Source organism: Enterococcus sp. DIV1298c (assembly GCF_017316315.1).
Lineage (GTDB): Bacteria > Bacillota > Bacilli > Lactobacillales > Enterococcaceae > Enterococcus_B > Enterococcus_B mangumiae.
In genome coordinates this window covers 38649-58776 of record NZ_JAFLWG010000044.1, presented here as the reverse complement: position 1 = coordinate 58776, position 20128 = coordinate 38649, and the positions used below count along the sequence as shown (strand labels likewise).

Below are 20128 nucleotides of genomic sequence, written 5' to 3'. Positions count from 1 at the left end.
GGCTGTTTTTCTTTGAACTCGAAAACGGTATACTCTTTTTGTGGAGGGATGAAAGTGCAAAAAATATTAACGATCGGCGGCTCGGATCCATTTGCTGGCGGTGGGATCCAATCTGATTTAAAGACATTTGAGAACCATCATATTTTTGGAATGAGTGCATTGACCTGTATCGGCATGCTCGACTCAGATGGCGCATTTATTTTAGAGACGATTCCGGCAGAATGGTTAGCCAAACAATTGGATTCGATCAAACAAATGACCGATTTAGATGGAATAAAAATCGGGTTATTACATTCAATCGAAGCAATCGACATTGTACGTGACTTCCTTACCCATTTTGAAGATCTGCCAATCGTGATCGATCCTGTCTTTGCATTTAAGGAAACAAACGATACCTTAAATCAAGCCTATATGCAAAAAATGATACAGGAGCTATTTCCCCTGGCAGATGTTTTGACACCTAATTTAAAGGAGGCTGCCCTACTTTATAGTCAACCAGTCAACACATTTGTCCAAATGGTGGATTGTGCGAAATATCTCCATTCTTTAGGTGCGAAAAACGTCGTGATCAAAGGCGGTACTGGAATCATCGGGGATGAAGCATTGGATGTGTTATTCAATGGAAAAGAAACGATTACTTTTAGACGGGAAAAACTAGAACAACAAACCGTCAACGGTGCAGGTTGTACGTTTGCCTCAGCGATTACTGCTAATCTTGTCTTAGGCTATCCTTTGACAGAGGCTGTTGCACGCAGTAAGGCTTTTGTCTATGACTGTATCTTGAACGGTGTCATGATGAAGGATCAGACGGGAAGTGTTTGGTCACAAGGAAAAGGAGTGGAATGAATTAATGAATACGAAAAGAATTGCTATCTATGCGATGTTAACAGCTTTGACTGTCGGGATCTCTTTAGTCATCTTGATCCCAATCCCTGGAACCAATGGATTTGTTACGCTATGTGAAGTCGGTATTTATACCGCAGCTGCGCTTTTTGGTCCGATGGGCGGCTTGATCGTTGGTGCAGGAAGTGGCTTGTTTATTGATTTACTTGCTGGTTATCCCCAATGGGCGATCTTCTCTTTATTGATCCATGGTTTACAAGGATGGGTTGCCGGTTACTTTGCAGGGAAAGGTTCTGTGCGTTGGGGCTTCGGCTTGACATTAGGTACGATCATTATGGTCTTAGGCTATTTCTTTGCTAGCTGGTTGTTGTATGACTGGCCAGTCGGCGTCGCTTCATTACCAAGCAATTTGGTCCAAAACATTGTCGGTATCGTGGTTGCGATTCCTCTGACAAAGGCATTGATGCGCTTGCCTTTGCAACAAACAACGGTAAAAACCAAGTAAAAGGGATGAATAAAAAATGGAAGTAACAAAAGACAGCTTCAAACAACAATTAACGGAAATGGTTTCAGATATTCTAAGCGAAGCCAATCTTAAAGCAGGCGATCTATTTGTTTTAGGCTGTAGTACAAGTGAGATCGTTGGCGGACACATTGGGAAAAACTCAAATGCAGAAATCGGTCAATGGGTCATCGAAACACTGAAAGAACAGCTGGACCCACTAGGGATTTCATTAGCAGTCCAAGGCTGTGAACACCTGAACCGAGCGTTGGTTGTGGAACGTTCAGTGGCTGAAAAGAAAGACTTTGAAATCGTCTCTGTCATTCCTGCACTTCACGCAGGTGGTGCCTGCTCAGTTGCAGCATTTGATCAATTCAGTGATCCTGTCGAAGTGGAGCATGTCGTGGCTCAAGCAGGAATCGATATTGGTGACACCGCGATCGGCATGCACGTCAAACATGTTCAAGTTCCTGTCCGACCTCGCTCAAATACATTAGGCAGCGCTCATGTGACTGCTTTACGGTCTCGTCCGAAATACATTGGCGGGCCTCGTGCACAATACGAATAATAAAAAAGCTCAAAACCCTGAAATCATTCTAAAAATTTCGGGTTTTGGGCTTTTTTGACTGTACACTTCTACCACACGTTCACTTCACTAATTTTTTCGATAAAGACGTGCTTCATACGGAGCGAATGTTCCACTTAGTTCAAATACTGTACGTGGTTGATTTTCCAGTAATACTTCCCAGTTTGTGCCAATTTCTGTTGGTAAAGAATACGTTGCTGGTTCATCGGTCAAATTGACCATGATCAGGTATTGTTCTTCATCAAGAACTCGTTCATACACAAAGAGTTGTTCATCTTCTGTAAGATACTCGTTAAAACTACCATAGATCAATCCTTTATTTTCGCGACGGATCGCAATCATCTCTTTGTAAAAAGAGAAAATCGATTGTGGATCATTCGTTTGCTCAGCGACATTGATCGTTTGGTGGTTCGGATTGACGATCAGCCAAGGATCAACCGTAGAAAAGCCAACATATGACTCTTCATTCCATTGCATCGGTGTCCGACTGTTATCTCTGGTCGTATTTGCGACGATATCCAAGGCTTCTTCTTCTGATCGTCCCTCATCAAGTAATTGTTGATAAAGTCTTTTCGAATCTACTGCATCGATCTCTTCAATTGAAGAAAATGGTAGATTTGTCATACCGATCTCTTGTCCTTGATAGATAAACGGTGTCCCTTGTAGAAAGAAATACATCATAGCGATCGCTTTAGCAGACAGTTGCCAATATGTTGGGGTCGTATCACCGAAGACTGACACACACCTTGGTACATCATGATTTTCCATGTAAAGTGCATTCCACCCTTTACCGTCCAATGACCGCTGCCAAGCGCCTAGTGATTTTTTCAAACCTAATACATCTAAGTCCCCATCTTTTTCATGTTTCCAGATCGAGATGTGATCAAATTCAAAAATCATATCGAAGTAGCCATTATCCCCTACCCACTCGGGTCCTTCATCTGCCGAAACACCACTTGCTTCTCCCACAGTCATGATATCGTACTCATCAAAGACCTCTTTTAATTCCGTCAAGTGATCTTCAATACCCGAGACATTTTGAAAAGGAGAAAAAGGATTTTCGGTCGCTTCGACAGAATATTCATCTTTTTTGACATGAGAGATCGCATCTAAACGGAAACCATCGATGCCTTTATCTAACCACCAGCGGATCATTGTAAAGAGTTCGTCTTTCAGTTTGTCACTTTCCCAGTTCAAGTCTGGTTGTTCTTTGGCAAAAATGTGTAAATAGTATTGACCAGTTTGTTCATCATATTCCCATGCGGAGCCGCCAAAAATCGATTGCCAGCCATTAGGCGCTTGATCCGGTGTGCCATCGACCCAAATATAGTAATCACGGTAAGGATTGTCGACCGACTGGCGGGATTCAATAAACCATTCATGCTGATCCGAGCTATGATTGATGACAAGATCCATAATGATCTTGATCCCCAGTTGATGCGCTTCTGCTAATAAAGCATCAAAATCATCCATTGTGCCAAACTTTTCAAGGATCGCTTGATAGTCACTAATATCATAACCGTTATCGACAAACGGAGATTTGTAGATTGGATTGATCCAAATAAAATCGATCCCTAGTTCTTTCAAATAGCCTAGTTTTTCGCGAATCCCATTGATGTCGCCAATCCCATCATTATTACTATCTTTAAAGCTCGCTGGATAGATCTGATAACCAACTGCTTCTTTCCACCACTTTTCGGTCTGCTTCATACTTATCCCCCTTTTTTCTTTATTATAGCTTAATTTCAAGCGGTTACATATTTGTTACCGTTAACTTTTTTATGCGAACATCAGATGGAGTAGTGCTGATAATACATGAAAAAAATTAAAAAAGCGAACATCAAAGACCATGGTATACCTCATCTTTGATGTTCGTTTACGATTTATTTATAGATAACGAGAAATCAATTGGATCATTTGTTTAGGGAACGTTGTCAAGTCAGTGATATCAACGAACCGACTTGGGCCATAAATTTCTTTGATTTCTTCCTTATCTTGTCCGATTGCGGCAGAAACAAAAACGATTCCTTGCCGTTCATATTCAGTCAATACTTCTTGTATATCATTTTTTGCTTTAACACCCGTGTAATCAGGTAAGGCTTTTGGCTGGCCGTCGCTGATGTTGATGATCAGTTTTGTTGTAGCTGTTTGTTCACTTAGTTTGCCAGCAATCAAACGTAAAACTGCACCATCGCGGTTGTTTTGCCTTGGTTTCATGGTTACCAATTTCTGTTCTAACCAATCAAATGAATCTGAAAATTCTTTGTACGAAAAGATCGAGGTTTTTTCTCTTGTCGAAGCATCGGCTGTATCACCGTAGATCAACAAAGGAATACGTACTCGTTTCGCAAATGCCGCAACAGCAAATGCTGCTTTTTTAGCCGCCAAGATCCGATCGTCACGAACCATCGAACCAGACTCATCGATTCGTAATCCAACCGCCAATGAAGGCTGTTCATGCGGTGGATTTTTTTTATCAAATTGCCGCAGATCACCATAAGCGATCCGACTAGCATTGAACCGCTGTCCTTCATACTTTCCTTTTTGGTAGGTGTCACTTTCTTCATTTTCCAATAAATCAAGGATTTGGCGACTCAATGAATCAACGACGGGATCGATTTCTCGACGAATCGCTACCACTTCAGGATTTCCTACTTCGAACTTAGGACGATGAACAATCAATCCCTCTTTTTCATGGATCGTGTTCTTCATCAGTTGACGTGCTTCTTTATTCAGCTCACGTTTCAGTTGTTTGTCCAAAGCTTCCATATCTGAAGCAGACATCTCTTCTGATTCATCCTCCGATTGTAGTTGCTGTTGGCTACGTCCTTCGACATCTTTGCTTCGTTCTTCCGTTAAGGGTAAAGGTTCAGCTTGTGTCTTTTCTTCCGCAGTCTCTTCTGGCACGGCTTCCTCTTCTTTTGAGGTGCTTTCACCCAGTGATGCGGTTTCTTCTGCCAATGTTTCGATTTGGCGCTCTGCCGCTTCTTCTTCACTGATCGTCCGACCTTTGACCGGCGTAACTTCCTTTGATACGTCGCCCCATTTCTTTTGTCGAATCAGTTCCCTCAGCTCATCTAAAAGCCCGCTATCAGTCAATGCAGTCGTCAAGATGTGTAATTCATCTGGATCAGTCGTTAGTTTATACAACACTTTTGGATAAATAGAAGCAAAGATATCTTGGTTTTGCTTCATCGTATTGACCCAATAAAAGTAAGAACGCATTCCAGCAACACCCTTGATCGCATTTGCTTTCGCTGTTTCGTCTAAGAGACGAATGATCTCTGCCATTTTCAACAAAAGTGTTGGCTCGTTGACTTGCGTCTTGCTGATTGCTCGCTCCACCATGACTGAAAGCTCTGGTAAATCCATTTTCTCAGCATGCTGCATCCGATCTCGTAATGACTCATTCAGCGGTCGGTTACCTTGGTAATTACGATTCGTCGTAATGACGATGACACAGTCGGGGTGGCGTTGGATCACTCCTGTCGGTAAGTTTAACAAACCATTTGTTTCTAAGGCAGAGTTCAAAGCAACAAGAACCGAAGCGTCACGAATCACCGTGGGCTCTTGGATTTCTAATAAATAGCCTTTTTCGATGGCACGCACGATCTCAGACGGATAATATTTATAATGGATCGTGCTTTCTTGCTGCTCTTCGATCCGTTGTACCAGATCAGCTAACTTTGCCTTAGCAGTCTGTTGATCGATTTGATAGTGTTGCTCGATCAAGCGCAACACAGCGTCGAGTGTGTCTGTTTGCTCAATCGCGGCAAATAACTCCTGATCGTCTTCTTGATCGGAATCGATCACTGGTAATAATGCACCAAAGACATCTGATTTATCCATATCTGCAAAACAAGTCACTTTTGTGTAAGGCAGTTGTAGATCAAAAGAGAGTGCCTTGGCTAGTTGGGTTTTCCCAGAGCCAGCATCCCCTTCAAGTAGCACGTTACTGATTTTCATTTCTGGATCATGCCAGTTTGCTTTGATCTCAGTGGCAATGCGCAGTTCTTCTTCACTTGTTTGGTGACTTGCTGGTTTTTTCCAGATCATTTGTTTTTCGATCGGTGTAAACACACGTTGATCGGTGAGTGAAAAGTTTTCCATGATAAACACTTCCTTATGACATTAATACCCTAGATCATCTAACAAACGTTTCAAGATACGAAAACGTTCACCAAGTAATTCGCCATCTTTTTGTAATGCATCATAATACAACATGATATCTTCATCGATTTTAGGGTTTTTAGTATCGACTTCCACAGTCATCCGATTTCCTTGTAAGCCAATGATATCGACAACTGGATTTTCAGGATCATAAAATTTCTCGTGGCGGTACGCATCTTGAAAATACACACTTCCTTGCGCAACTAAAATCGCTAAGTCAAGGATTCGTGTAATTGGTAATTCTTCTGATTGGCGAGACCACTTTTCACCTGTGTGACGCCACACTTTTCCGGAAATATCGACTTTGCCACGATCATTCCACTGTGCTAATCCTAATGACAGACCTTTGGCATCTGTATGCAAGGCATTTCTGCCGTCTACTTTGTCGTAATCTTCTACTACGATCACTGGTTTATGTTTTAGATTTGTTGGGATCTCCATGCTTCTCTACTCCTTTTTAGTCGTTTAGTAATTTAGTAAATTACTAGATATTTAACGCCAGTATAAGTTAAATCAGTTATAAATGCAAAAAAACAGTTTAAGCAACATGTGCTCAAACTGTTCTTTACTATCATTATTTGTTTTGGCAGAATCATTGCGCGGAAATCGCAATACCGATCGCTTTTTCACCTAAATGGCTACCGATAACAGGACCAAAGTGGCCAATCTCGATTTCTGCTTGCGGATATTGTTTTTGTAATTTTGCTTTTTCTTCTTCTGCAACTTCAAGATTATTCGCATGGATCACATATAATTTGACCGGTGGTTTGATCTCTTCATTTCGTTTACCAATGATTTGTTCCGCACGTGCAAAAGCTTTTTTGCTGGAACGGATTTTCTCGAATAAAATGATTTTTCCATCTGAGAAAGTCAAGATCGGTTTGATTTTCAATAAGCCACCGATAAGTGCCGCGCCATTCGTCAAGCGTCCACCACGGACAAGGTTGTTCAAGTCATCTACGATCAAATAGGCATATGTATTGTCTCTGATTCGATCGACATACGCTAAAATAGCTTCAAGTGAATAACCTTTATCATTTAAGTCTAAAGCAGATTCTACCATATGGCCCATGGGCATACTAGTGATTTTAGAATCATAAGGAACAATCGTCATATCTTTGACGTCGTCTTTCATCGCAAATAGCGTATTGACGAACCCAGAGATCCCACTTGATAAGTGGATACTTAAGATCGTATCGTATCCTTTTTCCTTTAGTTCTTCATAAAGTGCTAGAACTTCACCTACTGCAGGTTGGGAAGTCGTAGGGAAATCTTTACTGTTTTTCAACAGCCCGTAATATTCGTCTGCTTCAATGTCAATGCCTTCGTTATAGATCTTGCCATCTAAGATCACAGGGATGGGGATCACATATAAGTCAGGATGGTTCTTGATACGTGTTGGCAGGAAAGCTGTACTGTCAGTTACGATTGCTAATTTCATTTATTTAAGTTCCTCGTTTCAAAGAATTTTACCAGTCTTTAATACTATATCATAAGTAAGAAAATATTTGAACCTTTGTCCGGATTATAGAAAAAGGAACCCATGTTTTTTATCAAAATGCAAAGATTTGAACCTTTCATCCTCTTCTAAAAGAAATAAAAGCCAGGACTAGAAATATCTTTTCTTACGTCCTGACTTATTATTGGAATATTGATGATTGATCGATTGAATGGTGCTTGTTAAAATCATATATTACCGTTTGAAGCTTTTGACCATTTGCATAGCATTTCTACCAAATTGTGCAAACAAGAATGTCAAACCGCCAAAGCCGCCGATCACGACACAATAAACGACTGCGTGCGCTTTTGAAGTCATGGATAATGACAGACTCAACACAAAGAAAAGAACGCAACAAAGGAGTAACATCACCATAGTCGAACGGAACGTCTTCAAGAAAAATTGACTGATCTTGGCAAATGGTGAGATGCGGTATTCTTTTGATAAATAAAGATACCCACGAACAAATACAAAAGCGAAAGCCAATGTATTTGACAAACTCATGCCATATCCGCCGAACAAAGCTAGCCCGATTGCTTGGAAGACTACTTTTAAGATAATCGCTTCTGTCGTCAGTTTGATTGCGACCAAATGATGATTCAATGATTGAAGCATCGTTGATAAGATCGTAAACAACGAGAAGAATAAGGAAGCCAATAGCGCCATTTGGAAGTAGCCCACACTCTCTGGATCATAGCCAAAGAACAATGTATATAATGGACCTGCCAATAATGACATCCCTGCGAGTGAAGGTAACAAGATCAGCAAAGCAATCGAGAAGCTGTCCCCTACTGTTTTTTCAATTTGGAGACGGTCTTTTTTTCCTAAAGTACTTAGGATCGGTAAACTACTGATTGCGACTGTTCCGACCATTGAAATCAAGATCAAGGTCAACTTATTTGGATTGACCGATGCACGACTGAACAAAAATTCAAGTTGTTGATCCGCAATCTCTGGTCTGAAAAGATGTAAGAAAGGTTTCATCGTGACTTGATCGATCATTTGGACGATCGTGATCACAGAACCGACATAGATAAACGGTAACGTTTCTCGAATGATCGAAACAGACGCTGACCGATTGTCTTTTTGGAAATAGCGACTAGAGATCCAAAAATCCTTTAATCGGAAATAATCGTTTTGTCGTCCGACAACAAACATATGACCAATAGCAGCAAGTCCTCCAAAGAATGAAGCAACTGTACTGATCAAGACCGCTTGTACGATCGTCCCATCTGTCAGCACGCGTAAATAATACGTACCAGCTAAGATGACGATCACACGGATCACTTGCTCGATGATCAATGAAGTACCATAAGGACGCAGATGGTTTTTCCCTTGGAAGTAGCCTCGCATCGCACTTAAAATCGGAATGGCGACTAAAGAAGGACATAAACTACGGATTGCTAAGATCCCATTATCCACATTCGAGATGGGACTGATTTTTGCCAAAGCTGGCGCAAACAAATACATCAAGATCGCAGAGAGGATCCCGATCACGAACATGATGTTGATCGTACTGCGAAAAATGATACGACACGCTTGTTCGTCGTCATTTTTTGTTGCCACAGCGACTTTCTTTGCAATCGCATTTGGAAACCCAACAGTACCTAACATTAGGAAAAGGCCATAAGGTAAATAGCCCACGTTATATAAAGTTGTTGCTAACATGCCGTCTTGATTGTTCCCCATCATACTTAACCAAGGAATCAAATAAACGACACCTAAAACTTTACAGAGTAGATTGGCAAAGGTCAGCCAAAATGTCCCTTGCATCAATTTCTTATTCATACCTGTACCTCAACTATTTCTATTTAGAATAAACATCTTCCCTATTATAACAAAAAAAACTTGAAGGACAACTCGTTGATGAAAACAAAAAAATAAGCTTCTCCATTTTTTTGAGAAGCTTAAGAAATTCTATAACATTGACAATAAAAACACAGAAGCTAGACCAGTGATGACAGATAAAGCCATTGAGCGTGTCTTATAGGCTACACCTACGACCAGTATCATAGCTGCGATTTTGATATTCCAAGCGATATCTAAATGTTCGTGAGTGATAAACACATCCTTGAAAGCTAAAGCCGCAAATAAAGCGACTGGCACATACTTCATCCACTCACTAAACCATGTAGGCACTTTCCGGTGTGTGAAATAAAGCATTGGAAAAACTCGTGGAATATAGGCAACGACAAATAAGCCGAGAACCAGTAACAACAAGTACCATTCAGTCATGATGTTGGACCTCCTGTTCTGGGAAATGGAACAATGGTTCATTCAAAGCCTGTTCCTTTTTACTAGATTTCTTTTCTCTTTCTTTCTTAAAGGCGCGCTCGACTGCAAAACCAGCAGAGGAAGCAATCAGTGTCGCGACGATCAACCCAAAAGTATTTTGGAATAAAACCATAAAAATGACACTTAATATACCCGAAAAGAGTCCAGTGAAAATCAACAAGGCATTTTTCATTTGCATGACGAACATAAAAATAAACATGGCAGTTAAGGCAAAGTGGACCAAGTCTGTATCCACCCGAATCACGGATCCAAAAAGATTTCCGACCATGTTACTGATCGACCATGCGCCCATCGAAAACCAATTGACATATAAGGCTTTTCTTTTGTCCCAAGTGGGATCAGTTGAATATTTTAGATAATTGACTGCATAGTTTTCATCATTCAATGATTGAGAAAACACAGCTAAAAAGGAACGCTTTTCTTTCTTCATAAAGCCTGAAAGACTCGATCCTAGCAAAATATACCGTAGTTCTAAGAAAAAAACCATCAAGAGTGTGGTTGAAAGAGGCGCTTGTGTAGCCAACATTGAAGCAACCAAGAATTGTGCGCCGCCAGAAAATACTAAGATGGATAATAAACCTGCCAAGAGTGGATCAAAACCAACTTGTTGTAGTAAGACCCCACAAGCTAATCCAACTGGGATATAACTGAGGCAAAGTGGCAATGCCGCATGTAACGACTGCTGCCAAGGCGCCCGTTTCTGTTTATTCATTAACGATATCTCCTTCAATTTACAACAAATAAATAGCGGACTTATTGTAACACAAATAAATAAAAATGTAGCCGTTTTAACGAAAAACAACATAATATTTTTCTCATTTTTAGGGAGAAAAATGAAAGAAAATCATCAAAAAAGAGGATTCCCCCTGCTTTTTCGATGATTTTAAGTGAGTATAAGGTATTTTTTTTTTAACAAACAATCATTTTAAAGTTAAAAATAACACAGGTTTTTATAATTTATTCGAGTGTCCCTGTGTGATTCGTTTGCGTTCTTGGGATGTTAGAATAATTTGGATCATATTTGTCCGTTTCGATATAAATATAGATTTTTTTATCATTCAATTGTTCACGAATCGTCCGTTCGATGTCATTGATGATCAGATGTGTTTGGTATTCTGTCTCTTGAAGATCGATTTTAGCGGCGACCAAAATTTCGGTTGGCCCTAAATGGACGGTTTTGATATCGATGACTCGATTGACTTCACTTCGCTCAAAAGCAAGTCTGATTTTTTTCAAATCTGAGGCGGTCACACTTTCGCCAATGATCAGACTATAAAATTCTTTTGCCAAGAAAATCGCAGCACCCATCAATAAAAAGCCGATCAATAGACCACTGATCGCATCAAAAGCAGCAATCCCTGTCACCATCGTCAATACTGTACCAACTAATGCTAAAACAAGACCGATCACTGCACACAGGTCTTCTGTGAAAATCACTAAGATCTCGCTGTGGCGACTTTCTCGCAAAAAACGCATCGTTGAAAGATTTTCAGTGTTTAATTCACGGATCTCTTTCATGGCGATACGTAACGAACTGCCTTCTACTGCTAAACCAAATAAGAGGATCAGAATAACGATCCAAGGATTACCAACTTCGTGGGCGGGGTGTGTCAGCTTTTCGAAAGCTTCCATCACACCAAGTGCGCCCCCACCGAAAAACAACATCATAGCCACGATCGTACTGAAAAAGTATTTTGCGCGTCCTTCGCCAAATTGATGCAAGTCACTCTGGCCACGATTTGCTCGTTTATCGCCCACTAAAAGCAGTACTTGATTGCTACAGTCAACAATACTATGGATACTTTCATTCAACATTGCCGCACTACCACTGATGGCATAACCGACGAACTTGCTAAGTGCAACTAAAAGATTGGCACCCAACGCAGCAAGTACTGAAAACATGCCGCTTTTCTTTAAATTTTCCATGATTTTTCATCCCTTCACTTAAAAAATATCAAAGAGTATCTAGATTGAAGATAACGGTTTGCTCATCTTTCAAAATGGTTTCTTTGGCACCTACCCTAGTATTTTTACCATCTACAGAGAACATCCAATATCTTTTTTCTTTCTCATTTTGTTGATGGCCATTGATCGAAGTGATAAAGCCCATATCTTCTTCCACTGTAAAGTTTTCTTCAAGTACTGCTAATAAGTTTTGTCCAGTTTTGAAAATGACTTTTTTTATCAGTTTATCTTCCCCATCTTCTTGTAAAGTGATCGTTGCTTGTTCGTCTTTAACGAGTGATGAAGTTTGTTGATCTGTTGGTTTGGATGTTTGATCCGCACAACCACTAATGAATAATAGCATCGTCGCAAAAATAATAAGACTAGTTCCTATCTTTTTCATTTTGTCCCCCCTTTTCATAGAAAAGTTTGTCATCCATAATCGATGAAGCTCTCCAAATAAAAATAGACAAGCCGCAACAGCCGCAACTGTTAAAAACAATTTTGGCTGTTCCGGCTTATTTCGGCTGACTACTTCCGTCACAACCTCTTTCATTGATCAACAAGTGTAAAAAATACTATCAAGTTTTGCGTACCATCAAGGGAACTAAAAACTCGTAATTGATGAAGAAATCGATCACTGAACGATGATAGTCACCGGAAGAAATCGCTAAGTCTGTCTGTGTTTGATCGTTAAGTGAAATTTGGAGTGACTGTCCTTTATCAAGTAACACTTTATAAGTCGTGCTATCTAATTTTTCCATATCATATTGCGGATTTTTCATGGCAACGATAAAAATATCGTCTAACACTTCTTGCGTAGCTGGGAACTTGCTGGCAATATCTAATCGTAGTGGTTTTGTATTGTCTAATAGTGTTTGATCTACTGTAAAGCCGAGTTTGCGCGCATAGGCAAACAATTGGTTCAGCTTGTGGTTGAAAATCGTGATCTGGCTCGCTGAAAACACGCGCTCGACCGACCAATGACGGATCAATGCCAATACTCGGTCATCATCGATCTCGATCGTCATGTGTTCTGGGGAAACTCGCATCAAATTGATGGATTCTACCTGGTACCGTTGATCAATCGTAGGTAACACAAAGGAGAACATCAACTCTTTTTGCGGAGTCAAACTATAATTGATCGAAAAATATCTAGTTTCCCAGACATCGTATGCTTGTTTAGATAATTCCAAGCCAGTATCATTCAATGGTTTTAATAATTCGTAAGCAAAGTATTCGACCAAACTCGTCTTAGCAATCGTAGAGATCGGTGTATCTTCTAAGACGTAGCGATGATAAGCGACTAATAATTCATTAAAGTCCGCTTCGATCAAGTATTTACGTAGACGTAGATCAGCCAGCTCTTCTTCTGCTGCTGCAATCAAATTAACGATGTCTTCATGATCATTTTGCTTACCCGAAAGATATGCTTGGTTTTCATTGACTGCATGTTCGACCGTTGAGCGATCATTGCCCGATTGGTTCGTTGCGTTCGGGACGATTTTTTCTTTTTCATGGATTTTTGCTTCTTCGCGTGTTTCCATTACCTCATTGTCTATTTCTTCTTCATTGACTTGGATTTCTGCTAATGGTTCGCTTGTTCCATGCTCTTCAGGTGTTAGCACTTGGTTTTCTAATTCTTCTTGTTTTGTCATCACTCGTCCCCTCCCTCTTCGACTAATTCAGGGTTTTCACTGCCAAGGTACGACATCAAGAAACGATGGATCGACTGTCTGAAACCTTCCATTTCACCAAAGTATTTTTTTATTTGTCGTTGTTCTTTTTCAACGATTGCGGCACGTAATTGGTCCGCTTTTTCTTCATGTAATAATGATTGCTTTTGTTCTTGGATTTTTTCTGGCTCTTCGATATACGGAAGCCATCCTAATTTTTCATTTTCTAAGGCTTGTTTTTTTTGTTCCAAAGCCTGGATCTCTTCGTCTATTTTTTTACGATTCAAAAAGCCCTTTGTATCATCTAAATCTGTGATCTGACGGTCGATTTCTTTGATAGCATCATCCAAACGATCGATCTCAGTTTTCGCAGTGATTACTTTTGCCTCTAACTCATTGATTTGTTTATCGTAATCAAGCGTTTCTTTCGTTGCATATTTTTCCCATTCCTCATCGATTTGTGGCAACACAAAGATCTCAGGTAAACTAGCGTCAATCCCGATTGTTGGACGTTCATGATAATACGTCCCGATCTGGTAATAACTCATCGTTGGTGAAATAGTCTCTGTGTGCACCATAAAAGGAAACTCTTGCAAGAAACGGTCATGGATCTTGCGCATCAACAGCTGATCGATCTCATGATTTTCATTCGAGCTCTTTTTAAGCTCATCATTCAAACGTCCATTGTATAACTGATAGATCGCGGGAATGTTTTCTTCGCGGACTGCTTGTTCAAAAGCTTGCAGATCTTCTAATAATTGAGAAAGATTCATACTCGCTTTTTCTTTGATATCGTAAAACGAAGATGCTTCCTCATATTCATTTTCATCATGGTGTTCATTCATCTCTGGGTCTATCATAGCTTACTTGCCTCCTCATGCTTTTGAACGCATCAATTTTCATCAATTATTCTATGTAATTCAATAGTATCATTTTCTAAGTAAAAAGTGTTACTAAGTATGCGCTGACTTACAATAAAAATTACTTTTTACGGGTTGAACTGGAGATTCAAAAAATATAAAAGAGCGGGACGTCGATTCCCCGCTCTTAGCATTATTTTTTGGGTAAATCTCTAGTAGTGAAATGGATGCGTTGGTTCTCATCTCTTGTGAGCAATGTTTCTTCGTTTAAATAAGAAAACTTCAATTCATTCAGTTCGCTATCTTCTAGCATATGCTCATAGCCTGTAAAAATCGAGCGTATATACTGTTTGTACGCGTTTTTCTTTTTTTGTCTTTTTTTCATGGGACACCTTCCTTATCAAACCTATCATACCAATGAATGACTTCTTAGACAAGCATGATTCTTCTGTTTTTTCTTTGAAATTTCTTTACATACTCAATTGATAGTTGACGAAACCTCTAAAAAATGAAAAAATGCGAGAGTAGCTAAGGAGGGAAACAAGTGAAAAAAATTGGTTTTGACTCAGAGAAGTATATTGAAGAGCAATCTGCGTATATCCTTGAACGTGTCCATCATTATGATAAGTTGTATCTGGAATTCGGTGGAAAATTAGTCGATGACAAGCATGCAAAACGTGTCTTGCCCGGATTTGAAGAAGATGCAAAAATCAAATTGTTGCAAAAATTACGTGATCAAGCTGAGATTTTGATTTGTGTGTATGCAGGTGATATTGAACGGAATAAGATTCGTGGCGATTATGGCATTACTTATGATATGGATATCTTGCGTTTGATCGACGAATTACGTGGATATGGTCTATCGATCAATAGCGTGGTGATCACTCGTTACAACGGACAGCCGGCAACAAAAGTCTTCATCAATAAGTTAGAACGCCGTAATATCAAAGTATATAAACACGCTGAGATCGAGGATTATCCAATCAATGTCGAAAAAATCGTGTCAGAAGATGGTTTTGGGAAGAACGAATACATTGAAACAACAAAACCGATCGTCGTTGTGACAGCGCCTGGACCAGGTAGTGGGAAATTAGCCACTTGCTTGAATCAACTGTATCACGAAAGCCAAAAAGGCAATGCGGCGGGTTATTCTAAATTTGAGACTTTCCCAGTATGGAATGTCCCATTGAAACATCCATTGAATATTGCCTATGAAGCAGCAACCGTCGATTTAAAAGACGTCAATATGATCGATTCTTTTCATTTTGATGCCTACAACAAAGTAGCGGTCAACTATAATCGTGACGTGGAGACTTTCCCAGTCATCAAGCGGATCATCGAAAAAATCACTGGCAAAGAATCAGTCTATCAATCGCCTACCGACATGGGTGTCAACCGTGTAGGTTTTGGCATTATTGATGATGAAGTCATTCAAGAAGCATCAAAACAAGAAATCATCAGACGCTATTTCCAAACAGCTTGTGACTTTAAAAAAGGATTGACGGATGAAGATGCAGTGAATCGCATCAAATTGATCATGGAAGAAGTCGGTTTGCGTCCAGAAGATCGCAAAGTCGTAACTCCTGCCCATGAATATGCTAAAACGAGTCAAGCTGCTAGTACAGAACCGATGGCTGTTATTGCTATCGAACTTCCAGACCAAGTGATCTTAACTGGTCGAACTAGCCAATTGATGGATGCTTCTGCTGCGGTTGTGTTGAACGCCATCAAATATTTAGCGCATATCTCAGACGAGATCCCATTGTTGTCACCCCTCGTCTTAGAAACGATCCAAGGACTAAAGAGTAAAGCATTACATTCTTCTGTCGATACGCTGAATCTCAATGAAGTATTGATTGCTTTATCGATCAGTGCAGTCACCAATCCAATCGCCCAAGTTGCTTATGAAAAACTAGCAGAACTTGAAGGCGCTCAAGCACATTCAACCGTGATGATCAATAAGAACGATGAACAAAATCTTAAACAATTAGGTATCGATATCACGAGTGCACCAGTTTACCCTTCAGAAAACTTGTATTATCAATAAAAAATTCGGAAAGCGAGTTGAAAATCACTTTTAAAAGATTTCGACTCGCTTTTTAGTTGCCTTTTTCAGCAATAAAGAAGCTTTTGATTGGATAAAAACCAGTGATTTTTATACTTTCCTTTGATTTATAATTCATACGATTCTCAATTCTATTACGTTATATTATATTCGTTATTTATGTATACGCTTTAGTCTAAAAATCTCATGAAATTTCGCTCAAAAGATTCGTATTCTATAAAAATAACATGTAGAATTAAACGGAATTTGGTAAGGAGTGATTTTTTGTGAGTCAGTTTATTGGAATTATTGGTTTACTTTTTATTTTTGGATTGGCGATTTTGGTTAGTAGTGATCGAAAAGCCATTAAACGCAAACCGTTAGTCATCATGCTTGTTTTACAATTTGTGTTTGGTTTTGTTTTATTGCGAACGACTTTTGGTACAGCAGTTGTCTCAATGTTGGCAAAACTATTTGACCATTTATTGGCATTTGCTGGAGAAGGTGTTGATTTTGTATTCGGTGGCGTAGCAAACGCTGGTAGCTTCCCCTTCTTCTTGAATGTGTTGATGCCGATCGTCTTTATTTCTGCAATTATTGGGATTTTACGTTATATCAAAATCCTCCCGCTATTTATGAAAGCTGTTGGATTAGGCTTGAGTAAAATCAATGGCATGGGAAAATTAGAATCCTATAATGGTGTTGCTTCAGCTATCCTTGGGCAATCTGAAGTTTTCATCTCGATCAAAAAAGAATTACCTTTCTTAACAGAAAAACGGTTATTCTCAATGAGTGTTTCTGCCATGTCGACGGTTTCGATGTCGATCGTTGGTTCTTATATGGCACTGATCGATTCAAAATATGTCATCACTGCGTTAGTATTGAATCTTTTCGGTGGGTATATCCTTGCATCGATCGTGAATCCTTATGAATTGGATGAAACAGAAGATGAACTAGTGATTGAAGAAGACAAAGAGCAAACATTTTTCCAAATGCTAGGTGAATATATTTTAGACGGTTTCCATGTGGCGATCACTGTCGCAGCGATGTTGATTGGTTTCGTTGCATTGATTGCGATGATCAACGCGTTGTTCAATGGTATTTTTGGGATCACATTCCAACAAATCTTAGGTTATATTTTTGCACCTTTTGCCTTTATCAGTGGGATTCCTTGGAATGAAGCAGTTGATGCCGGTAGTATCATGGCAACTAAATTAGTGACCAATGAATTTGTGGCGATGACCGAATTATCAACCGGTACATTCGAGTTTACTGAACGAACAACTGCTATTCTATCTGTCTTTTTAGTTTCATTTGCTAACTTCTCTTCAATTGGGATCATTTCAGGAGCAATGAAAGGATTGAATGAAGAAAAAGGAAATTTAGTGGCAAAACATGGGTTGAAAATCTTGTTCACTGCCTCATTGGTTAGCTTTTTAAGTGCGATCGTTACAGGTATTCTCGTATAAACTTTCAATTAAATAAAGCTTCAAGTATACTGAACTTAGCTGATTTGGACAGATTTTCTGTTGGATTAGTTAAGTTTTTTTATTTAGATGATCAGGTTTTAACTTTTCGGTATATATTCGTTCTATCATTAGCCGTTCATTTAAACTTTTAGAAAGGAAAATGACGTATGAACAAATGTTATGTATTTATCGGGCCTTCTGGTTCCGGGAAGACGAGTTTGGCAGAAGCCGTGTTTTCTCATCAACAAAAAATCATTACTTATACGACTCGCCCACCTCGTGTAAATGAACAAGATCAAATCGACTACCATTTTGTTTCTAAAGAAACATTCGAACAGATGATCAAACGTCAAGAATTTGCCGAATGGGATCAGTACGCCGATCATTATTACGGCTCCAGCAAACAAGAGATCTTAGCATTTCTTGCACGCGGTGATTGTTACACGATCCTTACCGCTTCAGGCTTTTGGTACTTGTATGAAACATTCGGTGATTGTATCCAGCCGATATTTATCACGGTGTCAAAAAAAGTGTTAAGCGAACGCCTTCGTTTACGTGGGGATGCACCAGATAAAATCCAACAACGTTTAACTCTTTTTGAAAAAGACCAAAGAGAACTGGAAAAATTGAAAAACGTCCCTACATTGATTATTTTTGAAAATGATCAAAGTTTGTTGATCGAGGCAAAAAATTTAAAGCAAGCCATCCGAGAAGCGGAACATCGCTAAACAGGTGGTTTGCTTTTTTTAACTATTCATAAACGTTTTTGATACGCTTTTCGTTCGCCATGTGTAAATGGAAACTCGATCATTCCACAATAACTGAATCCGGCGGAATAGATCGTTCGTTCCATTGGTTGGTTCGTCGGAAAGGTATCGATTCGAACGTCGGTAACTCCTTGATAGGCGGCGACCGTCAACAAATGTTCTAATAACTGTTTCCCTATCTTTTTCCCTCTGATTTTTTGATTAAGAGCGACTCGATGAATCGAGAGATACTCACCTTCGCCTTCCCACTTTCCGTCGATTGCGGTATATACTGGATCAATGCCGGCAACAAGCGAGGCAGTCCCAACGATGACTCCTTCATCAATCAAGACATAGCTTTCTTGTCGTTCGATATCCTTGTTTATTTGTTTTTCTGAGGGTTTTTGCTCCCCTTGCCACTGAGGCAACCTTTGTTCAGCAAGATATGCTGCTGCTTGATCAATGATTTCCATGACTCTAGGTAAGTCATTTGGTGTTGTTTTTCTAAGGTACATATATTCGCTCCTTTTTTATTGAGTCGTGATCAGTTCATATAACTTATCTACCCTTGAACCACTACGCAGCCAGTCTGTCGGATGTTCCAATAACTGACTGACTAATTCGAGGTGATGCATCAGAGTCCACTTTTTCAAGACACCTAAGCCAGGAAATTTTTGTTGTCGATAAAGACTGACTAATTCAAGTAATCCTTCGGTAATAAAAATTTGTTGATGGTTCTTCATCAACCAACCATACATTTTATTTGCTGCTTCTATAAATTTCAACGCCTGATCTTTCGCAGAATCATTGCTATCTGAAACAAAGTGTTTGATTCGAAGATTTCCATAAGCATCCACATATGTAAGGTGCAAGGCAAGCGCTCGACTTGGAAAACCTTTATCAAAATAGCGGCTTCCTTCAATCGTAAAATCAGAAAAACCGTTGTAACCATCGATTTGATAGAAAAGATGATCGTCACTGAAGAAATCATCATTTTTTTCTGCATAAGATTCTACATGACGTCTCGTTTGGAATTGGTCGCGGACAATGATCTTATTTTCAGGCAACTGCATACGCAAGCGACTGGAATCAGGAATGAAAAAAGTTGCGTTTGTCGCGATTAAATCTTGCCAAATAGCCACCTCTCTTGGCTGATGTTGGCCATCAAAAATAATAAACGGCGGTGGTGTTTCGATCACTTGTTCATAATTACTTGGTGTAATGATCTCTGCCTGTGCTAACGAGCTATTCTCACTGACTGCCCACGTGTGGATGTGTTGTTCAAATAATTTGAACTGCCCCACTTGAGGATTTTTGATCACGATCAATGGATGATTCTTTTTTTGAAACAATTCGATGATATTTTTTAATGTCGCGGAATCACGTACTGGCTCAATGATTGGTTGGACTTGAGAGGACAATAGACCTCGATTCAAGCTTTCCTTCAAAGCTAGTAAATCGAATTGTTTGCCACGTAAATAAGGATAATACATAG

20 protein-coding genes are annotated in these 20128 nt (G+C 39.6%); 6 read left to right on the top strand and 14 right to left on the bottom strand.

The window, feature by feature from the left end:
• Window positions 1-54 precede the first annotated feature (54 nt).
• The 3 genes from JZO83_RS10665 to JZO83_RS10655 are packed head-to-tail and all read left to right on the top strand — an operon-like array spanning window position 55 to window position 1913.
• Window positions 55-846, top strand: coding sequence for a bifunctional hydroxymethylpyrimidine kinase/phosphomethylpyrimidine kinase (locus JZO83_RS10665; RefSeq protein WP_207115725.1), 792 nt, complete (start codon window positions 55-57; stop codon window positions 844-846).
• 4 nt (window positions 847-850) lie between these two features.
• A complete protein-coding gene (locus JZO83_RS10660) occupies window positions 851-1348 on the top strand; it encodes an ECF transporter S component (RefSeq protein WP_207115724.1) in 498 nt (165 codons plus the stop codon).
• A gap of 16 nt (window positions 1349-1364) precedes the next feature.
• The gene (locus tag JZO83_RS10655; RefSeq protein WP_206854142.1) at window positions 1365-1913 is read left to right on the top strand and encodes a TIGR01440 family protein; all 549 of its coding nucleotides are present in this window, start codon (window positions 1365-1367) and stop codon (window positions 1911-1913) included.
• 87 nt (window positions 1914-2000) lie between these two features.
• Here JZO83_RS10655 and JZO83_RS10650 read toward each other — a convergent pair whose 3' ends face one another.
• The 12 genes from JZO83_RS10650 to JZO83_RS10595 all read right to left on the bottom strand — a co-directional run bounded on the left by JZO83_RS10650 (window position 2001) and on the right by JZO83_RS10595 (window position 14759).
• Window positions 2001-3641 (bottom strand): alpha-glucosidase, encoded by a 1641-nt coding sequence (locus JZO83_RS10650; protein WP_207115723.1) that lies wholly within the window; start codon window positions 3639-3641, stop codon window positions 2001-2003.
• Window positions 3642-3818: 177 nt separating this feature from the next.
• A complete protein-coding gene (locus JZO83_RS10645) occupies window positions 3819-6041 on the bottom strand; it encodes an AAA family ATPase (protein WP_207115722.1) in 2223 nt (740 codons plus the stop codon).
• 21 nt (window positions 6042-6062) lie between these two features.
• Entirely contained in the window at window positions 6063-6542 is a 480-nt protein-coding gene (locus JZO83_RS10640; RefSeq protein WP_010735448.1) for a DUF6530 family protein, read from the bottom strand.
• A 151-nt stretch (window positions 6543-6693) separates the two neighbouring features.
• Window positions 6694-7542, bottom strand: coding sequence for a DegV family protein (locus JZO83_RS10635; protein ID WP_207115720.1), 849 nt, complete (start codon window positions 7540-7542; stop codon window positions 6694-6696).
• 252 nt (window positions 7543-7794) lie between these two features.
• On the bottom strand, window positions 7795-9387 hold the full coding sequence (locus JZO83_RS10630; protein WP_206854150.1) for an oligosaccharide flippase family protein: 1593 nt from the start codon (window positions 9385-9387) through the stop codon (window positions 7795-7797).
• Window positions 9388-9516: 129 nt separating this feature from the next.
• A complete protein-coding gene (locus JZO83_RS10625; RefSeq protein ID WP_207115718.1) occupies window positions 9517-9834 on the bottom strand; it encodes an AzlD domain-containing protein in 318 nt (105 codons plus the stop codon).
• Window positions 9827-10606 (bottom strand): AzlC family ABC transporter permease, encoded by a 780-nt coding sequence (locus tag JZO83_RS10620; RefSeq protein WP_206854156.1) that lies wholly within the window; start codon window positions 10604-10606, stop codon window positions 9827-9829. Before JZO83_RS10620 ends, JZO83_RS10625 begins: the two co-directional genes overlap by 8 nt.
• Window positions 10607-10851: 245 nt before the next feature.
• Window positions 10852-11820, bottom strand: coding sequence for a cation diffusion facilitator family transporter (locus JZO83_RS10615; protein ID WP_207115717.1), 969 nt, complete (start codon window positions 11818-11820; stop codon window positions 10852-10854).
• 28 nt (window positions 11821-11848) lie between these two features.
• Window positions 11849-12241 carry a DUF4430 domain-containing protein gene (locus JZO83_RS10610; RefSeq protein ID WP_242542601.1) on the bottom strand — a complete coding sequence of 131 codons (393 nt, stop codon included), beginning with the start codon at window positions 12239-12241 and terminating at the stop codon, window positions 11849-11851.
• Window positions 12242-12419: 178 nt separating this feature from the next.
• Complete coding sequence (locus JZO83_RS10605) at window positions 12420-13496, bottom strand: hypothetical protein (protein WP_207115715.1); 1077 nt, start codon at window positions 13494-13496, stop codon at window positions 12420-12422.
• A complete protein-coding gene (locus tag JZO83_RS10600) occupies window positions 13496-14374 on the bottom strand; it encodes a viral A-type inclusion protein (protein ID WP_206854165.1) in 879 nt (292 codons plus the stop codon). Before JZO83_RS10600 ends, JZO83_RS10605 begins: the two co-directional genes overlap by 1 nt.
• A 193-nt stretch (window positions 14375-14567) precedes the next feature.
• Window positions 14568-14759 carry a hypothetical protein gene (locus JZO83_RS10595; RefSeq protein ID WP_010735437.1) on the bottom strand — a complete coding sequence of 64 codons (192 nt, stop codon included), beginning with the start codon at window positions 14757-14759 and terminating at the stop codon, window positions 14568-14570.
• A 159-nt stretch (window positions 14760-14918) separates the two neighbouring features.
• On the opposite strand from JZO83_RS10595, the gene JZO83_RS10590 reads away from it, so the two are divergent.
• The 3 genes from JZO83_RS10590 (at window position 14919) to JZO83_RS10580 (ending at window position 18615) form a co-directional block, all read left to right on the top strand.
• Complete coding sequence (locus tag JZO83_RS10590) at window positions 14919-16421, top strand: DUF1846 domain-containing protein (RefSeq protein WP_207115714.1); 1503 nt, start codon at window positions 14919-14921, stop codon at window positions 16419-16421.
• Between the two features lie 284 nt (window positions 16422-16705).
• Window positions 16706-17887, top strand: coding sequence for a nucleoside transporter C-terminal domain-containing protein (locus JZO83_RS10585; protein ID WP_206854169.1), 1182 nt, complete (start codon window positions 16706-16708; stop codon window positions 17885-17887).
• 167 nt (window positions 17888-18054) lie between these two features.
• Window positions 18055-18615: a guanylate kinase gene (locus JZO83_RS10580; RefSeq protein ID WP_207115713.1), complete on the top strand. Its 561-nt coding sequence runs from the start codon at window positions 18055-18057 to the stop codon at window positions 18613-18615.
• 26 nt (window positions 18616-18641) lie between these two features.
• Here the strand turns inward: JZO83_RS10580 and JZO83_RS10575 are convergent, their stop codons facing one another.
• Window positions 18642-19148 carry a GNAT family N-acetyltransferase gene (locus tag JZO83_RS10575; RefSeq protein WP_207115712.1) on the bottom strand — a complete coding sequence of 169 codons (507 nt, stop codon included), beginning with the start codon at window positions 19146-19148 and terminating at the stop codon, window positions 18642-18644.
• Window positions 19149-19163: 15 nt separating this feature from the next.
• Window positions 19164-20126, bottom strand: a complete 963-nt coding sequence (locus tag JZO83_RS10570; protein WP_206854174.1) for a sce7725 family protein — start codon at window positions 20124-20126, stop codon at window positions 19164-19166.
• Window positions 20127-20128: the final 2 nt, after the last annotated feature.